Raw genomic sequence first — 18,859 nt, 5'->3', positions numbered from 1 at the left:
CGTTCGACCCGTGCGTCCGCTCACATGCCGCGAACGTCCTCGTCGATCCGCAGCAGCCGCCCTGCATTCGCGATCACGATGAACGTGCCGACGTTGTGCAGGATCGCCGCCCACACCGCGCCGAGCATGCCGGTCGCGGCGAGCGCGATCACCGCGAGCGTCCACGCGAGGCCGATCGCCGCGTTGGTCGTCGCGGTGCGCCGGCATTGGCGGCCAAGGCGGATGCAGGTCGGAATCCGCTTCAGGTCGTCGCCCAGCAGCACGACATCGGCCGACGCAATCGCGATGTCGACGCCGCGCTCGCCCATCGCGATGCTCGTCGAGCCGGCCTTGATCGCCAGCACGTCGTTCAGCCCGTCGCCGACGACGAGCGGATGCAGGCCCGCGCCGATCTCGCGCATCACGTAGTCGAGCTTGTCGTGCGGCAGCGCCTGCGCGACCACCGTCTCGATGCCCGTCTCGGCCGCGACCTTGCTGGCGACGCGCTCGAGGTCGCCCGTCAGCAGCGTCTGCCGCGCCAGGCCGAGCGCCCGCAACTCAGCAAGCGCTTCGCGCGCGCCGGGCCTCATCGTGTCGGCAAACCCGAACCATGCGAGCAGCCGCCCGCCGAGCGCGAGGCCGACGAGCGGCCCATCGAACCCTTCCGGGGCGGCAGGCAAGCCACCGACGTGGTCGGCCAGCAGTGCCGGACGACCGAGCACGGCCGTGCCGTCCGGCGTGTCGGCGACGACGCCGAGCCCGCGCAATTCCCGCGTGCGTTCGAACGGCGCAACGGCCGCGCCGGTGAGGCCGAACGCGGCGGCATCGCGAACGAGCGCCCGGCTCGCCGGGTGCGCGCTGCTTTCGCCAAGGCGCGCGGCCAGCGCACGCGCCTGCGCGGCGTCGACACCGGGCTGCAGCCACACCTGCCGGACCTGCAATTCCCCGCGGGTGAGCGTGCCCGTCTTGTCGATCACGAGCGAATCGACCTCGGCGATCTTGTCGAGGAACGCGGCATTGCGAAACAGGATGCCGTGCCGCGCGCCGACCGCGATCCCGGCAATGGCCGTGGACGGCGCGGCGAGCACCAGCGCGCACGGGCATGCGGCCACGATGACCGCGAGCATCGCCGACGCATTCGCGGACGTGAACCAGACGATCGCCGCGATCAGCAGGACGAGCGCGAGATACGCGCCCATGTGTCGCTCGAGCACCTGCGTGACGGGCGGTTTCGCCTGCTCCGCGTGCTGCATCAGCGCGATGATCTTGCCGAGCGTCGAATCCTTGCCGGTGTGGGTGACCTCGATACGCAGCACGCCATCGAGATTCAGCGCGCCGCCATAAACGACGCTGCCCGCATCGACGTCGTGCGGCACGGATTCTCCGGTGATCGGCCCGTTGTCGACGCTCGACGCGCCCGCCGTCACGATGCCGTCGACCGGAATGCGCGCGCCGGCCACCACTTCGATGCGGTCGCCCGCACGCAGCGCGTCGTATGCGACTTCGGTGACGCTGCCGTCGGCGTCGATGCGGCGCACGCGGCCGGCCGTCAGCCGGCCGAGCGCGCGGATCGCTTCCTGCGAACCGAGCACGCTGCGCTCTTCGAGCGCATGGCCGAACGTCATCACGATCGGCAGCAGCGCGGCCGTCGTCATGTCGCCGATCGCCCATGCGGCCAGCATCGCGAGCGCGATCAGGCGATCGGTCACGCCGTGCAGGCTCGGCGCGCGCAGGCTGTGCCACGCGCTCGCGAACACCGGCCCCGCGACGATCAGCGACGCGAGCGCGGCGAGCAGTTGGGCAAGCGTCTCGCCGCCGGGCGCCAGCATGCGCCACGCGAACGACAGCACGAGCAGGCCGCCCGCGAGCAGCGCCAGCGCGATCTGCCGCGTGATCGTGCGGCGCTCGTCGGAGGACAGCGCGTAGACCGTCTTGCCGGCGGGAGCGGCGTCCGGCTGGGTGGCCGGTTCGGCGAACGAATTCATCGGGCGTTTCCGGGCAGGATCAGGTTCGAGGTGTCGTGCGGATCGATCGTCGTCACGCGCCCGGCTTTCGACAGCACGCGCTGCACACGGTCGCGATACAGCCGCGCCAGCAGCCCCGGATCGCCGTTCTCGCGCAACGTCGCATCGAGTTGCCGAATTTCTAGCGTGTCGGTCTGCGCGGTGGCGACGCGTTCGGCCGCGTGGGCCTGCGCGTCCTGGACGATCCGGTCGGCATCCTGCTGCGCATCCTGCCGCCGCTGTTCGGCGGCGGTGCGCGCTTCGGCGATGGTCCGCTCGGCGACCTGCAGCGACGTCAGCACCGCGTTGAACGCATCGGCGGCCGCGCCGGGAAACGCGGGCTGCACGTCGACGCGCGCGACTTCGACGCCGAGCCCCGCGTGCGCCGCGTCGAGGGCGCGCAGGTGCCGCGCGATCGCGTCGGCGAGATCTCCGCGCAAGCGTTCGCGACGCGCGGCCATCTGCCGGTCGGCGGCGAGTTGCTCGGGGCGCGCGACCAGGATCGCGTCGAGATCGCGGCTCGCCGCGACCTCGACGGCCGACGCGGAGACGATCCGCTCGAGCGCCGCGTCGAGACGGTCCCGCTGCAGCACGTACGCGTACGGATCGCTGACCCGGTAATAGAGCACCGCGCTCAACGCGACCGCGCCGCCGTCGCCGGTCAGCACGTAGCCGGAACCGGCCAGCGCGTCGGGCAGCCGCGCGACACCCTGCGCGGACGGCGCGAGCGCCCGCGGATCGCGATCGAGCGAGCGGATCCGCTGTTCGAGCACGCGCGCGGCGCCCGGCACGAGCAGGACCGATTCGAACGGCTGCGGCCAGGCGAGCACGAGCCCGGCGTCCTGAGTGCGCACGAGCGCGCCGAAGCGCATCACGACCGCGCGGCTGTCCGCCGGAATCCGCCGGATGTTCGAGCCGGCCCACGCGCACGCGGCGAGCACCGCGAGCGCGGCGACGAACCAGAACGACAGGCGCACGGCCTGCGCGCCCGGCCCCAGCGGCGGTGCGGACGGTTCGCTCATCGCCTGGCCTTGTGCGCGTTGGGCGCGGGTGCGGCCTGCGCCGACGCGTCGCCCGGGCCCTGCACCAGCACGCGGAACGGCGCGGCGTCGGTGCGCAGGATCAGGTTCGTATTGGTGCCGACCACCGCGTTCAGCGTGTCGAGCGAACGCAGCATCGTGTACAGGTGCGGATTGCCCGCATAGCTCTTGCCATAGATGTCGGCCGCGTCCTTGCGCGATTGCGCTTCGATGCCGGCCGCTTTCACGTTCGCGTCGGCCAGTGCGATGCGCGCGTCGCGCTCGGCGTCCGAGCGGATCTGCGCGGCCTCGCGATTGCCGTCCGCGGTACGCTGCGCGGCCACGGTCTCGCGTTCGGCGCTCATCCGGTCGACCGTCGCGGCAAGCGTGACGGCCGGCAGCGTGAGCCGTTCGAGCCCGACCTGGGCGACCCGCACGCCGTACGCCGCATAGAGCTGCGCGTCGATCTGCCGGCGCAGCGCGTCCTCGAATTCGCCGATCTTCACCTGGGCCGGATCGGTGTTCACGAGCGACGCGAGATCGTACCCGGCCGACGTCGTCTGCAACGCGGAGCCGACGAGCGAGCGGATCTGCCGCGCCGCTTCGTCCGGCTCGTTGCCGACCGCACGCATGAAACGCCCGATGTCGCGCGCATCGGCCGGCACGCGCCACGCGACGTAAGCCTCGACGATGATGCGCAGCCCGTCGCGGGTGCCGACGTCCTGCAGGCCGCTCGACGTGGTGTGCAGGCGCAGGTCGACGGGCGTCACCGCATCGATCGGCGCAGGCAGCCGCCACGCGAGCCCGGGTTCGAGCAGCACGCGCACGGGCCGCCCGAACCGCGTGACGACCGAGGCCTCGCCGGCGCGTACCTGCACGAAGCTTGCGACCGCGAGCGCGACGAGCACGCACAGCAGCGCGATCGCGACGCGCAGGCGAAACGCGCCGGGCGGCTGCGGTGCGCCGCGATGCGCGTGATGATGGTGGCCGTGGCCATGGCCGTGGTGCGCATGATCATGCGCGTGCGAATGAAACAGACTCACGATGTCGCCCCGGGTGCGGCGTCGCCCGCGTGCGGGGCGGCGGCACGGCCTGCCGCCGTGTTGCGCCGCCCGCGCGGATAACGCCGCGACATGTCAATGGATGCCGGCCAGATCGCCGGCGGGAGTGTTGCGAAGATCGACGGTCGCCCGCGTGCCGTCGGCAAGCCGGTCGTCGATGATCGTCATGCGCGCGTTGCTCAGCCCACGCTGCAGCCGGTCGAGGTAGTACTCGAACGGAAACGCGGGGCCGCCGAGCCGGTACGCGACCAGGTCGGCGTCGAAATCGATCTGCTGCACGCGCGCCGACGACACCGTGTCGCCGGCCTGCGCTTCAGCGTGCGCGACCCGTTCGAGCGCCTGCTGCTGCGCGTTGCCGAGCAGGCCGACCGCGAAGCCGCGCGCCTGTGCGACGCTGCCCTGCGCGCGGATCTGCGCGGCCTGCACGTCGTGGAAGGCGGCGGCCGCACCGGTCGGCGGATGCACGCTCTCGATCACCACCGCGATCACGTCGACCCCGCTTTGCAGCCGGTCGAGCTGCTGCTGGATCGCGTGCTTCAACTGGTCGGCCATCGCGGCCTGGTTCGTTTCCAGCAGCGATTCGAGGGTATGCGATGCGAGGTAGTGCACGAGTTCGCGATTGGCGCTCGTGCGCACCGTGCTTTCCGGGTCGATCGTGCGATAGAGCGCCGCGCGCGCATCGGCATCGGTCAGGCCGAGACGGTAGTCGACCCGCACGTCGGCGTTGACGATCTGGAAGTTCTGGCGGTCGCCGTTCGCGCCGGCGATCACCTGGGTGGTTTCCCACGGATGCGGCACATCCCACAGGCGGTCGATGCGTTCGGGGGTCGGGCCGTCGGCCGGCACGGGCGGCGTATCGGCGCTGCCGTCGTTCGCGCTGCCCGCGATCGCGACCTGGTGCACCGCGCCGTTGTCGACGATGCGCGCGCGCCCGAACGGCCAGGGCAGGCCGACGTGCAGCCCCGGCTGCCAGACCGCGACCGGCGCGCCGAACCGTTCATAGACGGCGCGCTGCTCCGGGTTCAGCACGACGACGGCGGTGAGCAGCCATGCACATGCGGCGGTGGCGGCGAGCGCGGCAGGCAGCAGCCGCACGAAGCTGCGCCAGCCCCAGCTCTGCCGCAGATCGATGCCATAACGATGGCGCAGCTCCGCGCCGAGCGACGCGAACGGCGACGGGCGCCGGCTCAGCAGCCCGGCGATCGCGCTGGTCGGCACGACGGCGCCGCGCGGCACCGCAAACCACGTCAGCACGCCGCGCAGCGCCAGTTCCGCGGCGACGGCTGCATTGAGCAGCGCGACCGCATGCACGAGCCGGTCTGCGGTGCGGTGCCGGAACGCGAACCAGGCGGCGGCGAGCGCACCCGCGAGCGCGGTGACGAGCGCGACGCGCAGCACCCGCTTGAGCGACGCGGACACCGCCGAACCGCTGGCCGCCGCCGCATGATGGCGCTCGGCGACGAGCGTCAGAAAGGCGAGGACGATGCAGGCCGCGCCGGCCGCGAGCGTGGGTTCGGGCGCCGCCATCGCGCGCACCAGCATCGCGGGCGACGGCGGCTGCCACGCGAGCGCGGCCAGCGCGACGGAGAGCACGCCGCCGGCGGCGACGGCCCACGGCCGCCAGTCGATCGCGGCGGCGATCGCCGGCCACGGGTTGTCGTCGTGCTCCGGCTCCTGCTTGCGGCTGAACGCGTTGCGCAGCCAGTCGCCAATCAACGTGACGGCCATCCCTTCCGGGAGAGGGCGGCGCGCGCGGTGGGCGAGCAGCACGCCGATCGCGACGACGAGCACGTTGCACCATGCGCTGGCGAGCGGCGCGCACCAGCGCAGATCCGCGGGCAGGAGGTCGACGGCGCCCAGCGTGCCGAGCGCGACGACCAGCACCGCGGCGGCCCCTGCGACCGGCGCGAGGGCGTCGCGGCCGGCCGGGCTGCCGGGAATGTCGTCGTTGCCTTCCGCCTGTTGCCGCATCGGGGTTCCTTACGTACGCATTACAAAATGAGCAGGAGTCCGTGCGGAAATCTGCGAGCGGCAATGTAGCGCGCTGGATGATGAAACTCAAGGTATCGATGCGATTGACATGACCAGCGAAACAATTGCGCGGATCGGACCTTTCCGCCGCGTTGCGGGCCAGGCGTCCGGCCAGCGCCCGCGGCAAGTCATCCCGGATTCAGACCGGATGCCGGCCCGCAGCCGGCTCGATCTCCCGCACGCGGCCGGAGATCGGCACGAACGCGATACGGATACGCTCGCCGTTGCGCGACGAGGCATAGTCGGCCTTGTCGATCCGGAAGCGCCGACGCGGCACGTCGGGACCGTCGCCGGCGACGTCCAGGTCGTCGCTCGACATGCCGCGAAGATACCGCTCGTCGAGCCGGGCGATCGTCGTGTCGAGCCCGAGCTTCCGGTTGGCTTTCAGGTGGCGCCATACCTTATGCTCGCGCCACAGGCAGCACAGGTACACGATCGGGCAGGTCGTCGCGATCATCGGCGCAACCCCGGCCGGCGTTATCAGCGGGTACGGCATCGGAAGCGCGGCGCCGATCCTGTCGTCGCGGCGATGGCGTTCGGGAGGCGCTGGCGCGCCGGTCGCGATCCGCGACCGCCGCGTCGTCGCGCACAACGCGATGCCGGCAAACGTCGCCGGCATTCAGGTTAGCAGTAGGGGGCAGCCGCTCAGGCGGTGGACTACGGCTGGTTCCATGGCCGACCATCGGTCCAGGATGCATTGACGCCGCTATGGTCAACCTGTCTCGCGGCGCCGCCTGCGGAGGGAGCCTCCATGAAGCCCGTGACCGTGCCGGCCGGAGCGGGTGGCCGTCCGGCACGCAAAACCTTTATCGACGACTCAGACGATTCGGTCGATCCCGTCGATCCCGGCATGGCGCCGGCTCGCCGCTCACGGCGACATCGCGACGAACGTCGGCAGCAGCACGCGATAGACGTGAATCATCGCCGGCCCGAGCAGCACCAGCATCAGCGACGGAAAGATGCAGAAGATCAGCGGGAACAGCAGCTTCAGCGCGATCTTCGCGGCCCGCTCCTCCGCGCGCATCCGGCGCCGCGTGCGCAGCAGGTCCGACAGCACGCGCAGCGATTCGCCGATGCTCGTGCCGAACCGGTCGGCCTGGATCAGCATCGCGGAGAACGACTCGATGTCTTCCGTGCCGGTACGCAGCGCGAGATTGCGCAGCGCCGCCTCCTTCGTGAAGCCGGAACGCATCTCGAGCAGCAGCAGGTCGAATTCGCTCGAGACCACGTCGCTGCTGTAACGCAGCTCCTCGCTCACCTTCATCAGCGCGGCGTCGAGCCCCAACCCCGCTTCGACGCACACGGTAAGCAGGTCGAGGGCGTCCGGGAAATCCTCGAAGATCTTCTGCTGGCGCACCTTGATCCGCTGCGACAGCACGATGTTCGGGATGTAATAGCCGAACCCGGCCAGCACGACGAGGATGACCGCCAGGATTTCGCGCTCGTCCCCGAGCCGGGTCGTGATCAGCACCAGCAGCGCCGCGCACGGCAATGCGAGCGCGAGCACCGTCTTGGCGGTGAAATACAGCGCGGCCGCGCTCTGGTTGCGCCAGCCGGCATTCATGAGCCGGATGCGCAGCGGCGAACTCTCCCAGCCCTCCTTCGGCACCGACAGCTTCGAGATCGGGGTGGACAGCTCCACCAGCTTCGCGACCCAGCGCGACGGCGTGTCGTCGCCGTCGCCGGACGCCGCGCCGGCGCCGCCGGCCTGCTGGATGCGGCGCTGGATATTGCGCGGCACGAACAGCAGCATCGCGACGAGCGCGCCGCCGGCCACGAAGAGGAACAAGCCGCCCAGCATCACGGCGTGGACTACGCTCAGGTTTTGCATGACAGCCTCGCAACGGTTCGTGATTCGATGGGCGCGTCAGACGCGAATCCGGACAATGCGGCGGATCCAGAGCAGACCGAAGGCCATCGACACCAGCATCACGCCGATCATCCTGATCCCTGCCGGATCCTCCCAGAGCACCGACAGGAACTCGCGGTTGAGCAGCGCGATCGCCCCCGCGGTCCCGAACGGCAGCAGCCCGAGAATCCACGCCGACAGCCGTCCTTCCGCCGACAGCACGCGCACCTTGTCGAACAGCTTGAAGCGCTCGCGGATCAGCGCGGAGATGCTGTCGAGCAGCTCGGCCAGGTTGCCGCCGGTCTCGCGCTGGATCAGCACCGCGATCACGAAGTAGCGCAGGTCCTGCACCGGCACGCGTGTCGCGAGGTTCATCAGCGCGTCGTGCAGCGACACGCCGTAGTTGACCTCGTCGAACGTGATCCGGAACTCGCCGCCCATCGGATCGGGAAACTCTTCGCTCGCCATCCCGAGCGTGCTCGTGAACGAATGGCCGGAACGCAGCGCGCGCGAAATCATGTCGCAGATGTCCGGCAACTGCCGTTCGAGCTTGCGCATGCGCCGCCTGCGGCAGCGCATCACGTACATCGTCGGCAGGCAGCCCGCAAACAGCGCGATCGGCAGCGCGGCCAGTTGCGGCAACGTGGCGAAGCTCAACGCCAGCCACGCGAGCGCCGGGAACACCGCGCTGAGCACCATCAGCTTCGGCAGCGTCCAGTCGAGGCCCGATTGCTGGATCAGGAGATCGAGCGCATGCACGCGCGGCACGCGCAGCAGCAACTGATCGAGCGGCTTGGACTCGTCGAGCATCCGCTTCTTCAGGATCGACAGCCGCTCCTGCTGCACGTTGCCGCCGGCCGACATCGCGCGAATCCGCGACTCGATCCGGCGCGCGGCGGCGCCGTGCCGCGCGTTCCACCATTGATACGCGCCTTCGATCGTCAGTACCACCGCGACGAACGTGAGAATCACAAAGGCGTAAAAGATCGTGTTCACGAGGCCTCCCCGGCAGCCAACGGCGCCATGTCGTCACTTCGTCTCGTAACGCTGCGACGGATCGTAGAGCGAATCCGGCAGGTTGATGCCGAACGCCTGCAGCCGCTCGACGAACTTCGGCCGCACCCCCGTCGCGCAGAAGTGGCCGCGTACCGTACCGTCGCGGTCCACGCCCGTGCGCTTGAACGTGAAGATCTCCTGCATGTTGATGATGTCGCCTTCCATCCCGGTCAGCTCCTGGATGCTGACGATCTTGCGCTTGCCGTCGGTCAGCCGCGCCGCCTGCACGACCACCGAGATCGCCGACGCGATCTGCTGGCGCATCGTCTTCGGCGGCAGCGCCAGGCCGGAGACGTTGATCATGTTCTCGAGCCGCGTCAGCGCGTCGCGCGGCGTGTTCGCATGGATCGTCGCGAGCGAGCCTTCGTGGCCGGTGTTCATCGCATTGAGCATGTCGAGCGCTTCCGCGCCGCGCACTTCGCCGAGGATGATCCGGTCCGGGCGCATCCGCAGCGCGTTGCGCACCAGGGTGCGCTGCGTGATCTCGCCCTTGCCCTCGATGTTCGGCGGGCGCGTTTCGAGCCGCAGCACGTGCGGCTGCTGCAGTTGCAGCTCGGCGGCATCCTCGATCGTCACGATCCGCTCGTTGCGCGGAATGAAGCCGGACAGGATGTTGAGCAGCGTCGTCTTGCCGCTGCCGGTGCCGCCCGACACCAGCACGTTCACCTTCGCGCGCGACAGCGCGTCGAGCAGGTCGGCCATCGGCGGGGTCAGGCTGTGGTAGCGCACGAGGTCGTCCATCTTCAGCGGGTTGACCGCGAAGCGGCGAATCGACATCAGCGGCCCGTCGATCGCCGACGGCGGGATGATCGCGTTCACGCGCGAGCCGTCCGGCAGCCGCGCATCGACCATCGGGCTCGATTCGTCGATGCGGCGCCCGACCCGCGACACGATCTTCTCGATCACCTTCATCAGGTGCGCGTCGTCGTAGAACGTCACGTCGGTCAGTTCGAGCTGGCCGCCGCGCTCGACATAGACCTGCCGGTACGTGTTCACGAGGATGTCGGAAATGCCGGGGTCGCGCAGCAGCACTTCGAGCGGACCGAAGCCGAACATCTCGTCATACACGTCGAGCGCGAGCTGCCGCCGCTCGATATCGTTCGCAGGCATCCGTTCGTCGTCGAGGATGCGCGAGATCAGCGCGGCGATTTCCTGCCGGACCTGATCCTGCTGCAGCCGCGACAGGCGCTCCAGCTCGACGCGCTCGAGCACGGCCAGGTGAATTTCGCGGCGCAGTTTCTGGTAAGCGTCGCGCAACGACGAAGACGCCGGGCCGGCCGGTTCGCTGCCCGTCGCGAGCGGCGGGGTCCGGTGCAACGACATCTGTTCGCGCAATGACATGATCGATTCCCCGAAAGAACTACATGGACTTGAGCTTCGGCGTGGCCTTGCGGCCGAAAAGCCTGGACATCAGCGGTTCGCCGCGCACGGCGCCGGGTCCCGCGCGCACCTCCCCTTCGACGAGCTGTTTCGCGTAACCCTGCAGCGCGCGCGTGACCGCCGCGCCGCGTGCGAGCCGCGACACCGGATGGCCCTGGTTGATCGCTTCGAGCACTGTGTCGGCGTCGTCGGGAATCGTGCAGGCGGCCTTCAGGCCGAGCACTTCCTCGAGCGCGGTGCGGGTCCGGTCGCTCGTGCGCGTCGCACGGTTCAGGATGAGCCGCATCTGGTCGGCCGAGTAGCCGAGCGACACGAGAATCTCCAGCAGCCGGCGGCCGGCGCGCACGTGCGGCATCGTGGGCTGCATCACGAGCTCGATCTGGTCGCTGCGATCCAGCGCAACCATCGACAGCCGATTGACGCCGACGCCGATGTCGAAGATCACGAAGTCGTAGCGCGGCGCGGCAACGCCCAGGATCCATTCGAGCGCGTCGTCGCGCATCTCGGCGGCCTTGACCGGGTCGCCGGCGCCCGCGAGCACGTGGAAGTTCTCCGTCACGTGCGCGACGCTCGCATCGAGGAACGCGCTGTCGAGCCGCTCGATCTGCGCGCACAGCTGCGGCAGCGTCGACGGCGGGGTTTCGTCGCTGACGAGGAAGGCCGCGTCGGCGAACTGCTGGTTCAGGTCGATCAGCAGCACGCGGCGCTTGAAGCCCTCCGCGATCTCGAATGCGACATTGCTGGCCGCGAAACTCGTGCCGGCCCCGCCCTTGCACGCCATGAACGACAGGATCCGCGTATCGTCGGTGTCGCGCCGCGTGCTTTGCGCGGCCGCGCGTTCGAGCGCATTGCCGAGCGCCTGCGTGTCGAGCGGCCACTGCAGCACGTCGCGTGCGCCCGCGCGCATCGCGTCGAGCAGCACGTTCGGCGACGTGTCCGCCATCACGAGGATGCAGGTCAGCCCGGCGTGAGTGCGGCAGATCCGCTCGATTGCCGCCAGCTCGGAGGCGTCGAGCGACGTGCCGTCGACCAGCAGGATGTCGAACGCGTCGAGCCCGTCGGTGCGATGTTCGATCTGCGACGGGCGGCCGTTCGCGCGCGTGGCGCGATAGCGTCCGCAGTCGGCCACGAGGCGCGCGATCTGCGAGAGGCGCGCGGTGTCGTCGGAAGCTACGAGAATGTTGATCATGTCGTGTGCCTCGCCTGTTCGATCAATTGCGGTTGGCGCCGCCGGTCGCGAAGGTCAGGCTTTCGCGCGGCAGTGCGGTCGTGAACGGCGGCATCGTCGCCGCCGGTGCGGCACCGGCGACAGCGGCGACGATCGCGACGGCGCCGCGCTGGCGACGCCGGCCGCGACGCATGGTTTTCGGATAGCGCGCTGCGCCGTTCATGGCGTTCTCCCTGAGCATGCCGTCGTTACTGGGTGGCCTTGCCGACCCCGATCACGAACGCATTGGCGGGCGGATCGACCTGCTTGAACGACTTGTCGTAGTTGTCGAGCGCCGAAGCAGCCGCACTGCCGTCGACCACCGTCGTCGCGGCCGCGTGTTCGGCGGCATGCGGATCGATGATCTGGGCCTTCATCACGGTGCGGACCGAATCGCCGAAGCGGGTGTCCCACACCGGGGTGGACGACATGCAGCCGGCAAGCGCGAAGGCAAGCGGTGCGGCGAGCGCCGCGCGGCGCACGAATACGAGGTAGGCGGATTTCATGAGGGTCCCCTTGGGGTGGCATCAACGATCGGTGGACTCGGATTCGGCACGTGCGATCTGCGCGTGGGCAGCCGCCGGCATCCGGGGCTTCGGTCGCGCCGGCGCGGCCGGCTGGGCCGGTGCGTCGGGGCCGGTCGCCGCAAGGCGCGCGGCGGCGGCTTCGATGTGTGCGATGCGGGCCGCGTCGGATTGCGGCACGGTGGCCGCCACCGGCGCGGGCGCCTTCTGCGGCTCGGCCGGTACCGGCGGCTGCGTGTCCGCGCCTTGCGGCGCGCGCGAGACGGGCAGCGCGGCGGCCGGGCCGGCCGGCGCGTCCGATTGCGGCGCCGATGCGGGTGCTTGCGCCGGCGCCTGCGGGGCAGCTGCCGCGCCGTTCGACGGTTGCGCAACCGGCTTGCGAACCCCGCCACGGCCTTCCATGTTGCCCGTCGCATACACGTCGGCTTCGTTCGGCTTCGAGAAGCTGTCGGTCGGCAACGGCACGTCGGCGGTCTGCAGCGGCTTCACGAGGTGCGGCGTGATCAGGAAGATCAGCTCGGTGCGGTCCTGCTGGAACGACGTGCTGCGGAACAGCGCGCCGAGCACCGGCACTTCGCCCACGCCCGGGATCGCCTTCAGCGCGCCGCTCACGTTGTCCTTGATCAGCCCGCCGATCGCGAACGATTCGCCGTCGCTCATCTGGACCGTCGTCGACGCCCGCCGCGTGGTGATCAGCGGGAGGATCGACGTGCCGCCGATGTTGGACGCGCTCAGCGTGACGCCCGTTTGCGACAGCTCCGACACTTCCGGCGCGACCTTCAGGCTGATCCGGCCGTTCGCCAGCACGGTCGGCGTGAACTTCAGCGCGACGCCGTATTCCTCTTCCTGCAGCGTGATCGACGACGTGCCGCTGCCGCTGCTCTGCGGAACCGGGATGAAGATCTTGCCGCCGGCGAGGAACGTCGCTTCCTGGCCGCTGATCGTCACGAGATTCGGCTCCGCGAGGATCTTGACCAGGTTGTCGGTGTTCTGCGCGTCGGCCGAGATGTTGAACGGCTTGTTGTTCGCCTTGCTGAACGCGACTCCGCTTGCGACGCCCGCGAGCAGGTTGCTGACCAGCGCGCCGCTCCACGAACCGAACCCGCCCTGGATGTTGAGCGCGCTGCCCATCTGGTTCATCAGCGTCTTCGACACCTCGGCCACCTTCACCTCGAGCATCACCTGCTGCGGCGACGTGACGGCCAGCATGTTCAGCACGCCGCCGCCCGGCTTGGCGCTCCCCGCGGCCGGATCGCCGCCGCCGCTGCTGTCGCCGTAGGCGCGCGCGATCTGCACGGCCTGCTGCGCGGCCTGCGAGCTCGACACGGTGCCCGACAGCACGATCGTGCCGGCCGCGGTCGTCACGCGGATGTCGCGCTCGTTCGGCATCAGCTCCAGCAGCGACGCCTGCAGGCCGCCGGCGTCCGCGCCGACCGCCACGTCGATCACGCGGCACGCACCGCTCCTGCCCTGCACGATCATGTTCGTCGTGCCGACCGACAGACCGAGGATGTACAGCGTCTGCGGCGACACCATCGTGGCCTGTGCGACGGCCGGATTGCCGATCGTCCGGTTGCGGACCGGCTCCGGCATCGGCACCAGCAGCGACTTGCCGAGCGGCACGCTGACGCTGGTCGAATCACGCACTGCGCCGACGCAGTTCGGCCCGCGCAGCGGTCCCGCCGACGCGGCGGGCGCGGCGGCCGCGACCGGCGCCATGCTGATCGTCATCTGCATCGGCCCCTTGCCGATGGTGGCCGGCGCGCTGGCGCCGCCCTTCGTCAGCGTGCCCGCTTCCATGCCTTCCTGGGCCAGTGCGCCATAGACGGTCAGCCATCCGGAACAGAGGATCGCGGCCATCGTCGTGCCCCGTGCGACGCGTGTACGCAGCGGCCCGGCACCTGTGCATTGCGGTTTGAGCTTCATTTCGTCTGATCCCCCGAGAGTCCGGCGCTGCGCCGGTTATCGACTTCCAAGGCCGCCGTGTCCCGCTGACGGCCGATCTGTTTGTCTGGATGGGTGCGTCTGTGTCAGAAGCACTCGACGCTGCCCTTCACGCCCGTCAGCACGCCGACGCAGTCGCGCCGCACTTCCGGCGCCGCGTGCGATGCGACATGCACGCGTACCGTCCGCACATGGACCGGCGCCGGCGGCGCTTCGGGTGCGGGCTCCTTGCCGAGCAACGTCAGCTTGGTCGCACCGTCGGTGTTCAGCGTCTTCTTGTCGACCTGGTTGCGCAGCACGAGCGAAAGCGTGCCGACACTGCGCGCGAGGTCGAGCCGTTCGGCCTGGTCGGGCGTGACTTCCAGCGTGACCGCGTTGACGACCTTCGGCGCCGTGTCGTCGCGGCTCACTTGCTGCGCGACCGCGAGCACGAGGATGTGCTCGAGCACGATCTTCGAGATGCTCTGCCCGTCGGTCTTGCCCTGCTGTTCCTGCGTGTTGACGATCACGTCGACGTAGTTGCCCGGCAGCGCGAAGCCCGCGACGCCGACCACGTCGTTCACGCGCACCGTGATCGCGCGGCTGCCGTCCGAGATCACCGCGGACAGCCCGCCCTTCGTGCCGACCGGCGCGAGCTTCGATTCGATCACCGGCTCGTCTCGCGACAGGCTGGTGCGGACCACGCGCCCTTCGAGCGCCTTGGTATCGGTGAACGCGCCGGCCGGCACGCTGTCCGCCGGCCAGTTCACCATGCGGATCTGGTTCGGCCCGAGCGGTTCGCCCAGGTTCAGGTCGGTGGCCGCCACCGCAACCGGCGTGACCGAGCTCGTGGATGTCTGCATCAGCCAGTGGGACGCGAACACCACCGCGGCAAGACCCGCGACCATCGCGACGACCAGCATCAGGACCGCTCGACTGTTTTTCATGGCAATGCTCCTCGACGAATCTTGAAAGAAACGGCTCAACCGGTGACGTAGGTGCGCCCGCCGCGCTCGACGGGCGGCGGATGACAGCCATCCCGTTCAGGCCCCGCGCCGAAATAGCTCGCCCATGCGTCGTACAGCGCGTCGTGCGTCACTTCGGGCGGATCGCCGCGGTAACGCGCGCCGGCGGCGACGAGACGCAGCAGGTCCGCCGGGAAACAGGCGAGAAACGCCTTGCCGGTCGGCAGATGCAGCCGATGCAGCAGGTACTCGAATGCGTCGCCGGCCGCGACGAGGCCCAGCGACGCGCAGGCCGCGTCGAACACCGCGCGATAGTCGTCGACCGACAGCGCTCCGATGTGCAGCTTCGAGCCGAGGCGACGCAGGAACGCGTCGTCGCCCAGCTGCTCCGGCGACAGGTTGCTCGAGAACACCGGCCAGACGTCGAACGGCAGCACGAAGCGGTTGCCGGATTCGAGCGTCATGAAATCGACGCCGCGATCGAGCGGGCGCAGCCACCGATTGAGCAGCTCGCGCGGCTCGACGCGCTGGCGGCCGAGATCGTCGACGACGTACATGCCCATGTTCGCCTTCATGTGCGGCGGCGCCTGGTAGAAGCCGGCGGCCTCGTCGCGGCGCAGGTCGAGCTCGTCGAGCGTCAGTTCGCCGCCGGAGATCACGACCGGCCGCTCGCACAGGCGCCAGCGGCGATCGACCGACTGGCCGCCGGGTTGCGATGCCGCGTCGACATGCACGAGCGGGTCGTAGACCTGGATCACGTCGCCGGCCACGCAGATCGCGTACGGCACCGGCACGTAGCCGCGCATCAGCGAACCGAGCCGCTCGGCGAGGAAGGTCTTGCCGCTGCCGGCCGGGCCGTAGATCAGCAACGGGCGGCCCGCGTTCAGCGCCGCGGCCGCGGCGTCGAGCACCGACGTGTTGATCACGATGCCTTCGAAGGCAGCCCACACGTCGTTCTGGCCGATGTGCAGCTTGCGCACCGAATGCGCGGCCACGCAAGCGAGATACGCGTCGAGCGGCACCGGCGCGGGCCCGCTGTAACCGCTGCGCTCCCGTTCCTCGAGCGCACTGACACGGCCCGCGTCGGTCAGGCGGAACGTCACGTCGAGATCGGTCGCGCCGCGATGCGTGAGCTCGACGAGATGCTCGCGCACGAGGAACGCGAAGACGTCGTCGAGTACCGCGAGCGGCAGGCGGTGCCGCTCGACCAGGTCGCCGTACGACGGGCGGCCGAGCATCAGCGTCGACTTCAGCACGAGCCCGGCAACGAACGTCTTGCTCAGTCCCGTTTCGTCGAGCGAGCGCGGCGCCGCCGGCAGCTGCGCGCCCAGCTTCGTATGCGCCTCCCGCGACGGCAACGGATCGGGTAGACGGGCCACCTGCGCGTCGCGTCTCGGTTCGGTATGACTCGTGTTCATGGTCGTTCCATCCTCGTTGCGGGCGCGTCGCGCTATGCGTACGACGCAAACAGCACGACCAGCGTGCCGGCCGCGATCGCTACGCCATACGGCAGCGAGCCGACCGACGTGATTGCCGCGGGGCCGTCGGCGGCCTCCGCAGGCGCTACTCGCGAGCGCCGCGCGAGCAGCGCGCGGACATTCGCCCACATCTGGCGCATCCGCCCGCGCAACAGCACGGCCGCGAGTGCGCCGATCCCGCCGGCCACGAAGGTGGCCAGCACGATGTAAACCGTCATTTCCGCGCCGACCCACGCGCCGATCGCGAGCATCAGCTTCACGTCGCCGGCCGCCATCCCGCGCAACAGGTAGAACGGCAGCAGCAGCGCGAAACCGGCCGCCGCGCCGGCAAGCCAGCCGAGTGCGCCTGCCAGGACGCCGTGCAGCAGGCACTGGGCGACCAGCGCGCCGGCGAGGCCGAACGCGACGAGGCGATTCGGAATGCGGCGGGCCGCGATGTCCGTGCCGGCCGCGGCGACCGCCAGCAGCGTCACGCACAACGGAATCGGGTAAGGCGGCGCAACGGGTAACATGGCGAACCTCGCGGAGCGAATCGAAGATTCAGGAAACCATCGCCAGCGCGGTGGCCGCGGCGGCCAGGACGGCCGTTGCGATCACTGCGTACGTATCGGCAAGCGAGCCTTTCAGCGTGACTGCGGTGCCCAGCACCGCAACGGCAAACGTCGCGGCGAGGAACGCATACTCGATCGACGCCATGCCCTGCTCGTCGCCGATCCCGAGGCTTGCGATACGCGCCCTGGTTTGCATGATGGTCTCCGGTACCGGGTGATCAGACGCGTGGGAGCGGCTCGAACGCTGCACCGGCCGAGCCGTCCGCACGCTCTGCTTTTCAACGGCCTCAAACGGCCGCGGTCAGATCGGCAGCGATCGTGGTGAACACGGTCTTGAGTTGCGTGCCGACCGCGGTGACTGCCACGATGATGCCGACTGCGATCAGTGCTGCGATCAGGCCGTATTCGATGGCGGTCACGCCGTCTTCATCGCGAACGAAACGGGCGGCTTGTTGAATGAACTTGGACATGATGATCTCCTTGCGTGGTGACTTTCAAAGCCCTCGCGTGCCGGCTGGTCGGATGACCTTGCATCGATACGTCGAGAGTGGGTGTTGATGCCGTGTGGTGCCGACGAGCGATTCGGATGCGCCGTTCGTCGTACCGTCCATCAAAGTGCTGTTACCGCCGAGTCCAGACTTGAAGTGATCGTGCTGAACACGGTCGACAGGTCCGTACCGATCGCCGTCAACGCAACGACGATGCCAACTGCGATCAGTGCCGCGATCAGGCCGTATTCGATGGCCGTCACGGCGTCCTGATCCTCAGCGAACCAGGCAATCTTTTCGATGACTCTTGGCATAAATAATCTCCTTTCGGACTGCTACTAATTCCCCGTCGTCCTTCAGGACGTCGGGACGGGCACCACCGGCACTACTCGAAAAATCGGAACGCGCCGTTCAGCTGCGGGAACGGGGATGCACACCCCTGTCCGTGCGAACGGGTATCAGCGAGGCTGAGCGCGAGAGAGGCGTGTACGGTGCGACCGGCCGGATGAACCGGACGATCCGATCGACCTGAACGGCACGACTGCCGTTCGACGCATGGAATCCAGTTGAACGGGAGAGAAACGCCCCGCAAAGCTGCAATGTGTCTTTAATGCGGTTTGCGAACCGCGATGTGCTGTGGTCTTTCATTTTTATTCCCCGTATTGGCCATGCCAATTTCTTATTGCCCGACGATACCGGGCCTCATGGGTCATTCGACGAAAGCTCGTGCGGTCGATCGGCCTGGAGCTGCGTATTCCCCGACGCGCTCCGGCCTTCCTTTCCGCGGGTGATTCCGAAGCCGGTTCCGTCCGTCTTTTGCCGGAACCGCCTGCTCGTCACCTCGTCGACTGCCGTGCCAACGCTTACGCAAAGAGCGGGCCACCCGGAGCGAAATCGAGGCGCATCAAGGGTTCCGGCGATGCCAGCGCTCTCCGGCCCGGGGCCCGATACGCGAAATGTTTCAAATTTGACATATGTTTTCCCGCAAGCGTTGTAAGCCGGAATGCCCGTCGCCGCGCTGCGCAAAGGATCGAAAATTTTTACTCGGGACTTTCCCGAACGCGCGAAGCGGCCTGCGTGCCATGCCGCCAGCGGGATGCGGAGCCGGTCAAAATGGCCGAATGTTTCAAAACAGAAACACGAAATCCCGCCGCATCGATTTCTCAACCCTGAAAACGCGGTTTTCACGTGCGTCATCGGCCAATCCAAATGCCGGCTTTCAGTAGGCGATTTGCATCACGCGGTTTTTTCTTCAACAATGAATTCACCGGACAGCGCCATTTGAGCGCGATTCGATCCGAAGGCACGACAACATCAAACGGCTGCGACACGCCAGGCAGCCTCT

General features: G+C 68.9%; 19 protein-coding genes. All 19 read right to left on the bottom strand.

Annotation, left to right across the window (positions count from 1 at the left end; translation table 11 throughout):
- Positions 1 to 20 precede the first annotated feature (20 nt).
- The gene (locus HWX36_RS12785; protein WP_175952442.1) at positions 21 to 1,964 is read right to left on the bottom strand and encodes a cation-translocating P-type ATPase; all 1,944 of its coding nucleotides are present in this window, start codon (positions 1,962 to 1,964) and stop codon (positions 21 to 23) included.
- Positions 1,961 to 3,004: a protease modulator HflK gene (locus HWX36_RS12780; protein WP_175952441.1), complete on the bottom strand. Its 1,044-nt coding sequence runs from the start codon at positions 3,002 to 3,004 to the stop codon at positions 1,961 to 1,963. Before HWX36_RS12780 ends, HWX36_RS12785 begins: the two co-directional genes overlap by 4 nt.
- Complete coding sequence (locus HWX36_RS12775; protein ID WP_175952440.1) at positions 3,001 to 4,044, bottom strand: protease modulator HflC; 1,044 nt, start codon at positions 4,042 to 4,044, stop codon at positions 3,001 to 3,003. Before HWX36_RS12775 ends, HWX36_RS12780 begins: the two co-directional genes overlap by 4 nt.
- A 93-nt stretch (positions 4,045 to 4,137) precedes the next feature.
- Positions 4,138 to 6,033 carry a protease modulator HflK gene (locus HWX36_RS12770; RefSeq protein WP_175952439.1) on the bottom strand — a complete coding sequence of 632 codons (1,896 nt, stop codon included), beginning with the start codon at positions 6,031 to 6,033 and terminating at the stop codon, positions 4,138 to 4,140.
- Positions 6,034 to 6,232: 199 nt separating this feature from the next.
- A complete protein-coding gene (locus tag HWX36_RS12765; RefSeq protein WP_175952438.1) occupies positions 6,233 to 6,550 on the bottom strand; it encodes a hypothetical protein in 318 nt (105 codons plus the stop codon).
- A 411-nt stretch (positions 6,551 to 6,961) separates the two neighbouring features.
- Positions 6,962 to 7,924 (bottom strand): type II secretion system F family protein, encoded by a 963-nt coding sequence (locus HWX36_RS12760; RefSeq protein WP_175952437.1) that lies wholly within the window; start codon positions 7,922 to 7,924, stop codon positions 6,962 to 6,964.
- Positions 7,925 to 7,960: 36 nt separating this feature from the next.
- On the bottom strand, positions 7,961 to 8,938 hold the full coding sequence (locus HWX36_RS12755; protein WP_175952436.1) for a type II secretion system F family protein: 978 nt from the start codon (positions 8,936 to 8,938) through the stop codon (positions 7,961 to 7,963).
- A gap of 33 nt (positions 8,939 to 8,971) precedes the next feature.
- A complete protein-coding gene (locus HWX36_RS12750) occupies positions 8,972 to 10,339 on the bottom strand; it encodes a CpaF family protein (protein WP_175952435.1) in 1,368 nt (455 codons plus the stop codon).
- 19 nt (positions 10,340 to 10,358) lie between these two features.
- The gene (locus HWX36_RS12745; protein WP_175952434.1) at positions 10,359 to 11,567 is read right to left on the bottom strand and encodes an AAA family ATPase; all 1,209 of its coding nucleotides are present in this window, start codon (positions 11,565 to 11,567) and stop codon (positions 10,359 to 10,361) included.
- Between the two features lie 22 nt (positions 11,568 to 11,589).
- Entirely contained in the window at positions 11,590 to 11,769 is a 180-nt protein-coding gene (locus HWX36_RS12740) for a hypothetical protein (RefSeq protein ID WP_175952433.1), read from the bottom strand.
- 25 nt (positions 11,770 to 11,794) lie between these two features.
- Positions 11,795 to 12,091: a hypothetical protein gene (locus tag HWX36_RS12735; protein ID WP_175952432.1), complete on the bottom strand. Its 297-nt coding sequence runs from the start codon at positions 12,089 to 12,091 to the stop codon at positions 11,795 to 11,797.
- A gap of 21 nt (positions 12,092 to 12,112) precedes the next feature.
- Entirely contained in the window at positions 12,113 to 14,035 is a 1,923-nt protein-coding gene (locus HWX36_RS12730; RefSeq protein ID WP_175952431.1) for a type II and III secretion system protein family protein, read from the bottom strand.
- 104 nt (positions 14,036 to 14,139) lie between these two features.
- Positions 14,140 to 14,979: a Flp pilus assembly protein CpaB gene (gene cpaB, locus HWX36_RS12725; RefSeq protein WP_175952430.1), complete on the bottom strand. Its 840-nt coding sequence runs from the start codon at positions 14,977 to 14,979 to the stop codon at positions 14,140 to 14,142.
- 35 nt (positions 14,980 to 15,014) lie between these two features.
- The gene (locus HWX36_RS12720) at positions 15,015 to 16,415 is read right to left on the bottom strand and encodes an ATP-binding protein (RefSeq protein ID WP_175952429.1); all 1,401 of its coding nucleotides are present in this window, start codon (positions 16,413 to 16,415) and stop codon (positions 15,015 to 15,017) included.
- Between the two features lie 32 nt (positions 16,416 to 16,447).
- Positions 16,448 to 16,987, bottom strand: a complete 540-nt coding sequence (locus HWX36_RS12715; protein WP_175952428.1) for a prepilin peptidase — start codon at positions 16,985 to 16,987, stop codon at positions 16,448 to 16,450.
- Between the two features lie 28 nt (positions 16,988 to 17,015).
- The gene (locus tag HWX36_RS12710; RefSeq protein ID WP_175952427.1) at positions 17,016 to 17,222 is read right to left on the bottom strand and encodes a Flp family type IVb pilin; all 207 of its coding nucleotides are present in this window, start codon (positions 17,220 to 17,222) and stop codon (positions 17,016 to 17,018) included.
- Between the two features lie 91 nt (positions 17,223 to 17,313).
- Positions 17,314 to 17,496 carry a Flp family type IVb pilin gene (locus HWX36_RS12705; protein ID WP_089444318.1) on the bottom strand — a complete coding sequence of 61 codons (183 nt, stop codon included), beginning with the start codon at positions 17,494 to 17,496 and terminating at the stop codon, positions 17,314 to 17,316.
- Between the two features lie 140 nt (positions 17,497 to 17,636).
- Entirely contained in the window at positions 17,637 to 17,828 is a 192-nt protein-coding gene (locus tag HWX36_RS12700) for a Flp family type IVb pilin (RefSeq protein WP_175952426.1), read from the bottom strand.
- Between the two features lie 388 nt (positions 17,829 to 18,216).
- Positions 18,217 to 18,711 (bottom strand): hypothetical protein, encoded by a 495-nt coding sequence (locus tag HWX36_RS12695; protein WP_175952425.1) that lies wholly within the window; start codon positions 18,709 to 18,711, stop codon positions 18,217 to 18,219.
- Between the last annotated feature and the right edge of the window lie 148 nt (positions 18,712 to 18,859).

Source organism: Burkholderia sp. BCC0405 (assembly GCF_902833075.1).
GTDB lineage: Bacteria > Pseudomonadota > Gammaproteobacteria > Burkholderiales > Burkholderiaceae > Burkholderia.
This window is presented reverse-complemented; position numbering and strand designations above follow the sequence as displayed.

What these genes read in the sequence shown, in the direction of transcription:
- HWX36_RS12785 (WP_175952442.1), bottom strand. Translation starts at nt 1,964, where the DNA reads ATGAATTCGTTCGCCGAACCGGCCACCCAGCCGGACGCCGCTCCCGCC.
- HWX36_RS12780 (WP_175952441.1), bottom strand. Translation starts at nt 3,004, where the DNA reads ATGAGCGAACCGTCCGCACCGCCGCTGGGGCCGGGCGCGCAGGCCGTG.
- HWX36_RS12770 (WP_175952439.1), bottom strand. Translation starts at nt 6,033, where the DNA reads ATGCGGCAACAGGCGGAAGGCAACGACGACATTCCCGGCAGCCCGGCC.
- HWX36_RS12765 (WP_175952438.1), bottom strand. Translation starts at nt 6,550, where the DNA reads ATGATCGCGACGACCTGCCCGATCGTGTACCTGTGCTGCCTGTGGCGC.
- HWX36_RS12760 (WP_175952437.1), bottom strand. Translation starts at nt 7,924, where the DNA reads ATGCAAAACCTGAGCGTAGTCCACGCCGTGATGCTGGGCGGCTTGTTC.
- HWX36_RS12750 (WP_175952435.1), bottom strand. Translation starts at nt 10,339, where the DNA reads ATGTCATTGCGCGAACAGATGTCGTTGCACCGGACCCCGCCGCTCGCG.
- HWX36_RS12745 (WP_175952434.1), bottom strand. Translation starts at nt 11,567, where the DNA reads ATGATCAACATTCTCGTAGCTTCCGACGACACCGCGCGCCTCTCGCAG.
- HWX36_RS12740 (WP_175952433.1), bottom strand. Translation starts at nt 11,769, where the DNA reads ATGAACGGCGCAGCGCGCTATCCGAAAACCATGCGTCGCGGCCGGCGT.
- HWX36_RS12735 (WP_175952432.1), bottom strand. Translation starts at nt 12,091, where the DNA reads ATGAAATCCGCCTACCTCGTATTCGTGCGCCGCGCGGCGCTCGCCGCA.
- HWX36_RS12730 (WP_175952431.1), bottom strand. Translation starts at nt 14,035, where the DNA reads ATGAAGCTCAAACCGCAATGCACAGGTGCCGGGCCGCTGCGTACACGC.
- cpaB (WP_175952430.1), bottom strand. Translation starts at nt 14,979, where the DNA reads ATGAAAAACAGTCGAGCGGTCCTGATGCTGGTCGTCGCGATGGTCGCG.
- HWX36_RS12720 (WP_175952429.1), bottom strand. Translation starts at nt 16,415, where the DNA reads ATGAACACGAGTCATACCGAACCGAGACGCGACGCGCAGGTGGCCCGT.
- HWX36_RS12715 (WP_175952428.1), bottom strand. Translation starts at nt 16,987, where the DNA reads ATGTTACCCGTTGCGCCGCCTTACCCGATTCCGTTGTGCGTGACGCTG.
- HWX36_RS12710 (WP_175952427.1), bottom strand. Translation starts at nt 17,222, where the DNA reads ATGCAAACCAGGGCGCGTATCGCAAGCCTCGGGATCGGCGACGAGCAG.
- HWX36_RS12705 (WP_089444318.1), bottom strand. Translation starts at nt 17,496, where the DNA reads ATGTCCAAGTTCATTCAACAAGCCGCCCGTTTCGTTCGCGATGAAGAC.
- HWX36_RS12700 (WP_175952426.1), bottom strand. Translation starts at nt 17,828, where the DNA reads ATGCCAAGAGTCATCGAAAAGATTGCCTGGTTCGCTGAGGATCAGGAC.
- HWX36_RS12695 (WP_175952425.1), bottom strand. Translation starts at nt 18,711, where the DNA reads ATGACGCACGTGAAAACCGCGTTTTCAGGGTTGAGAAATCGATGCGGC.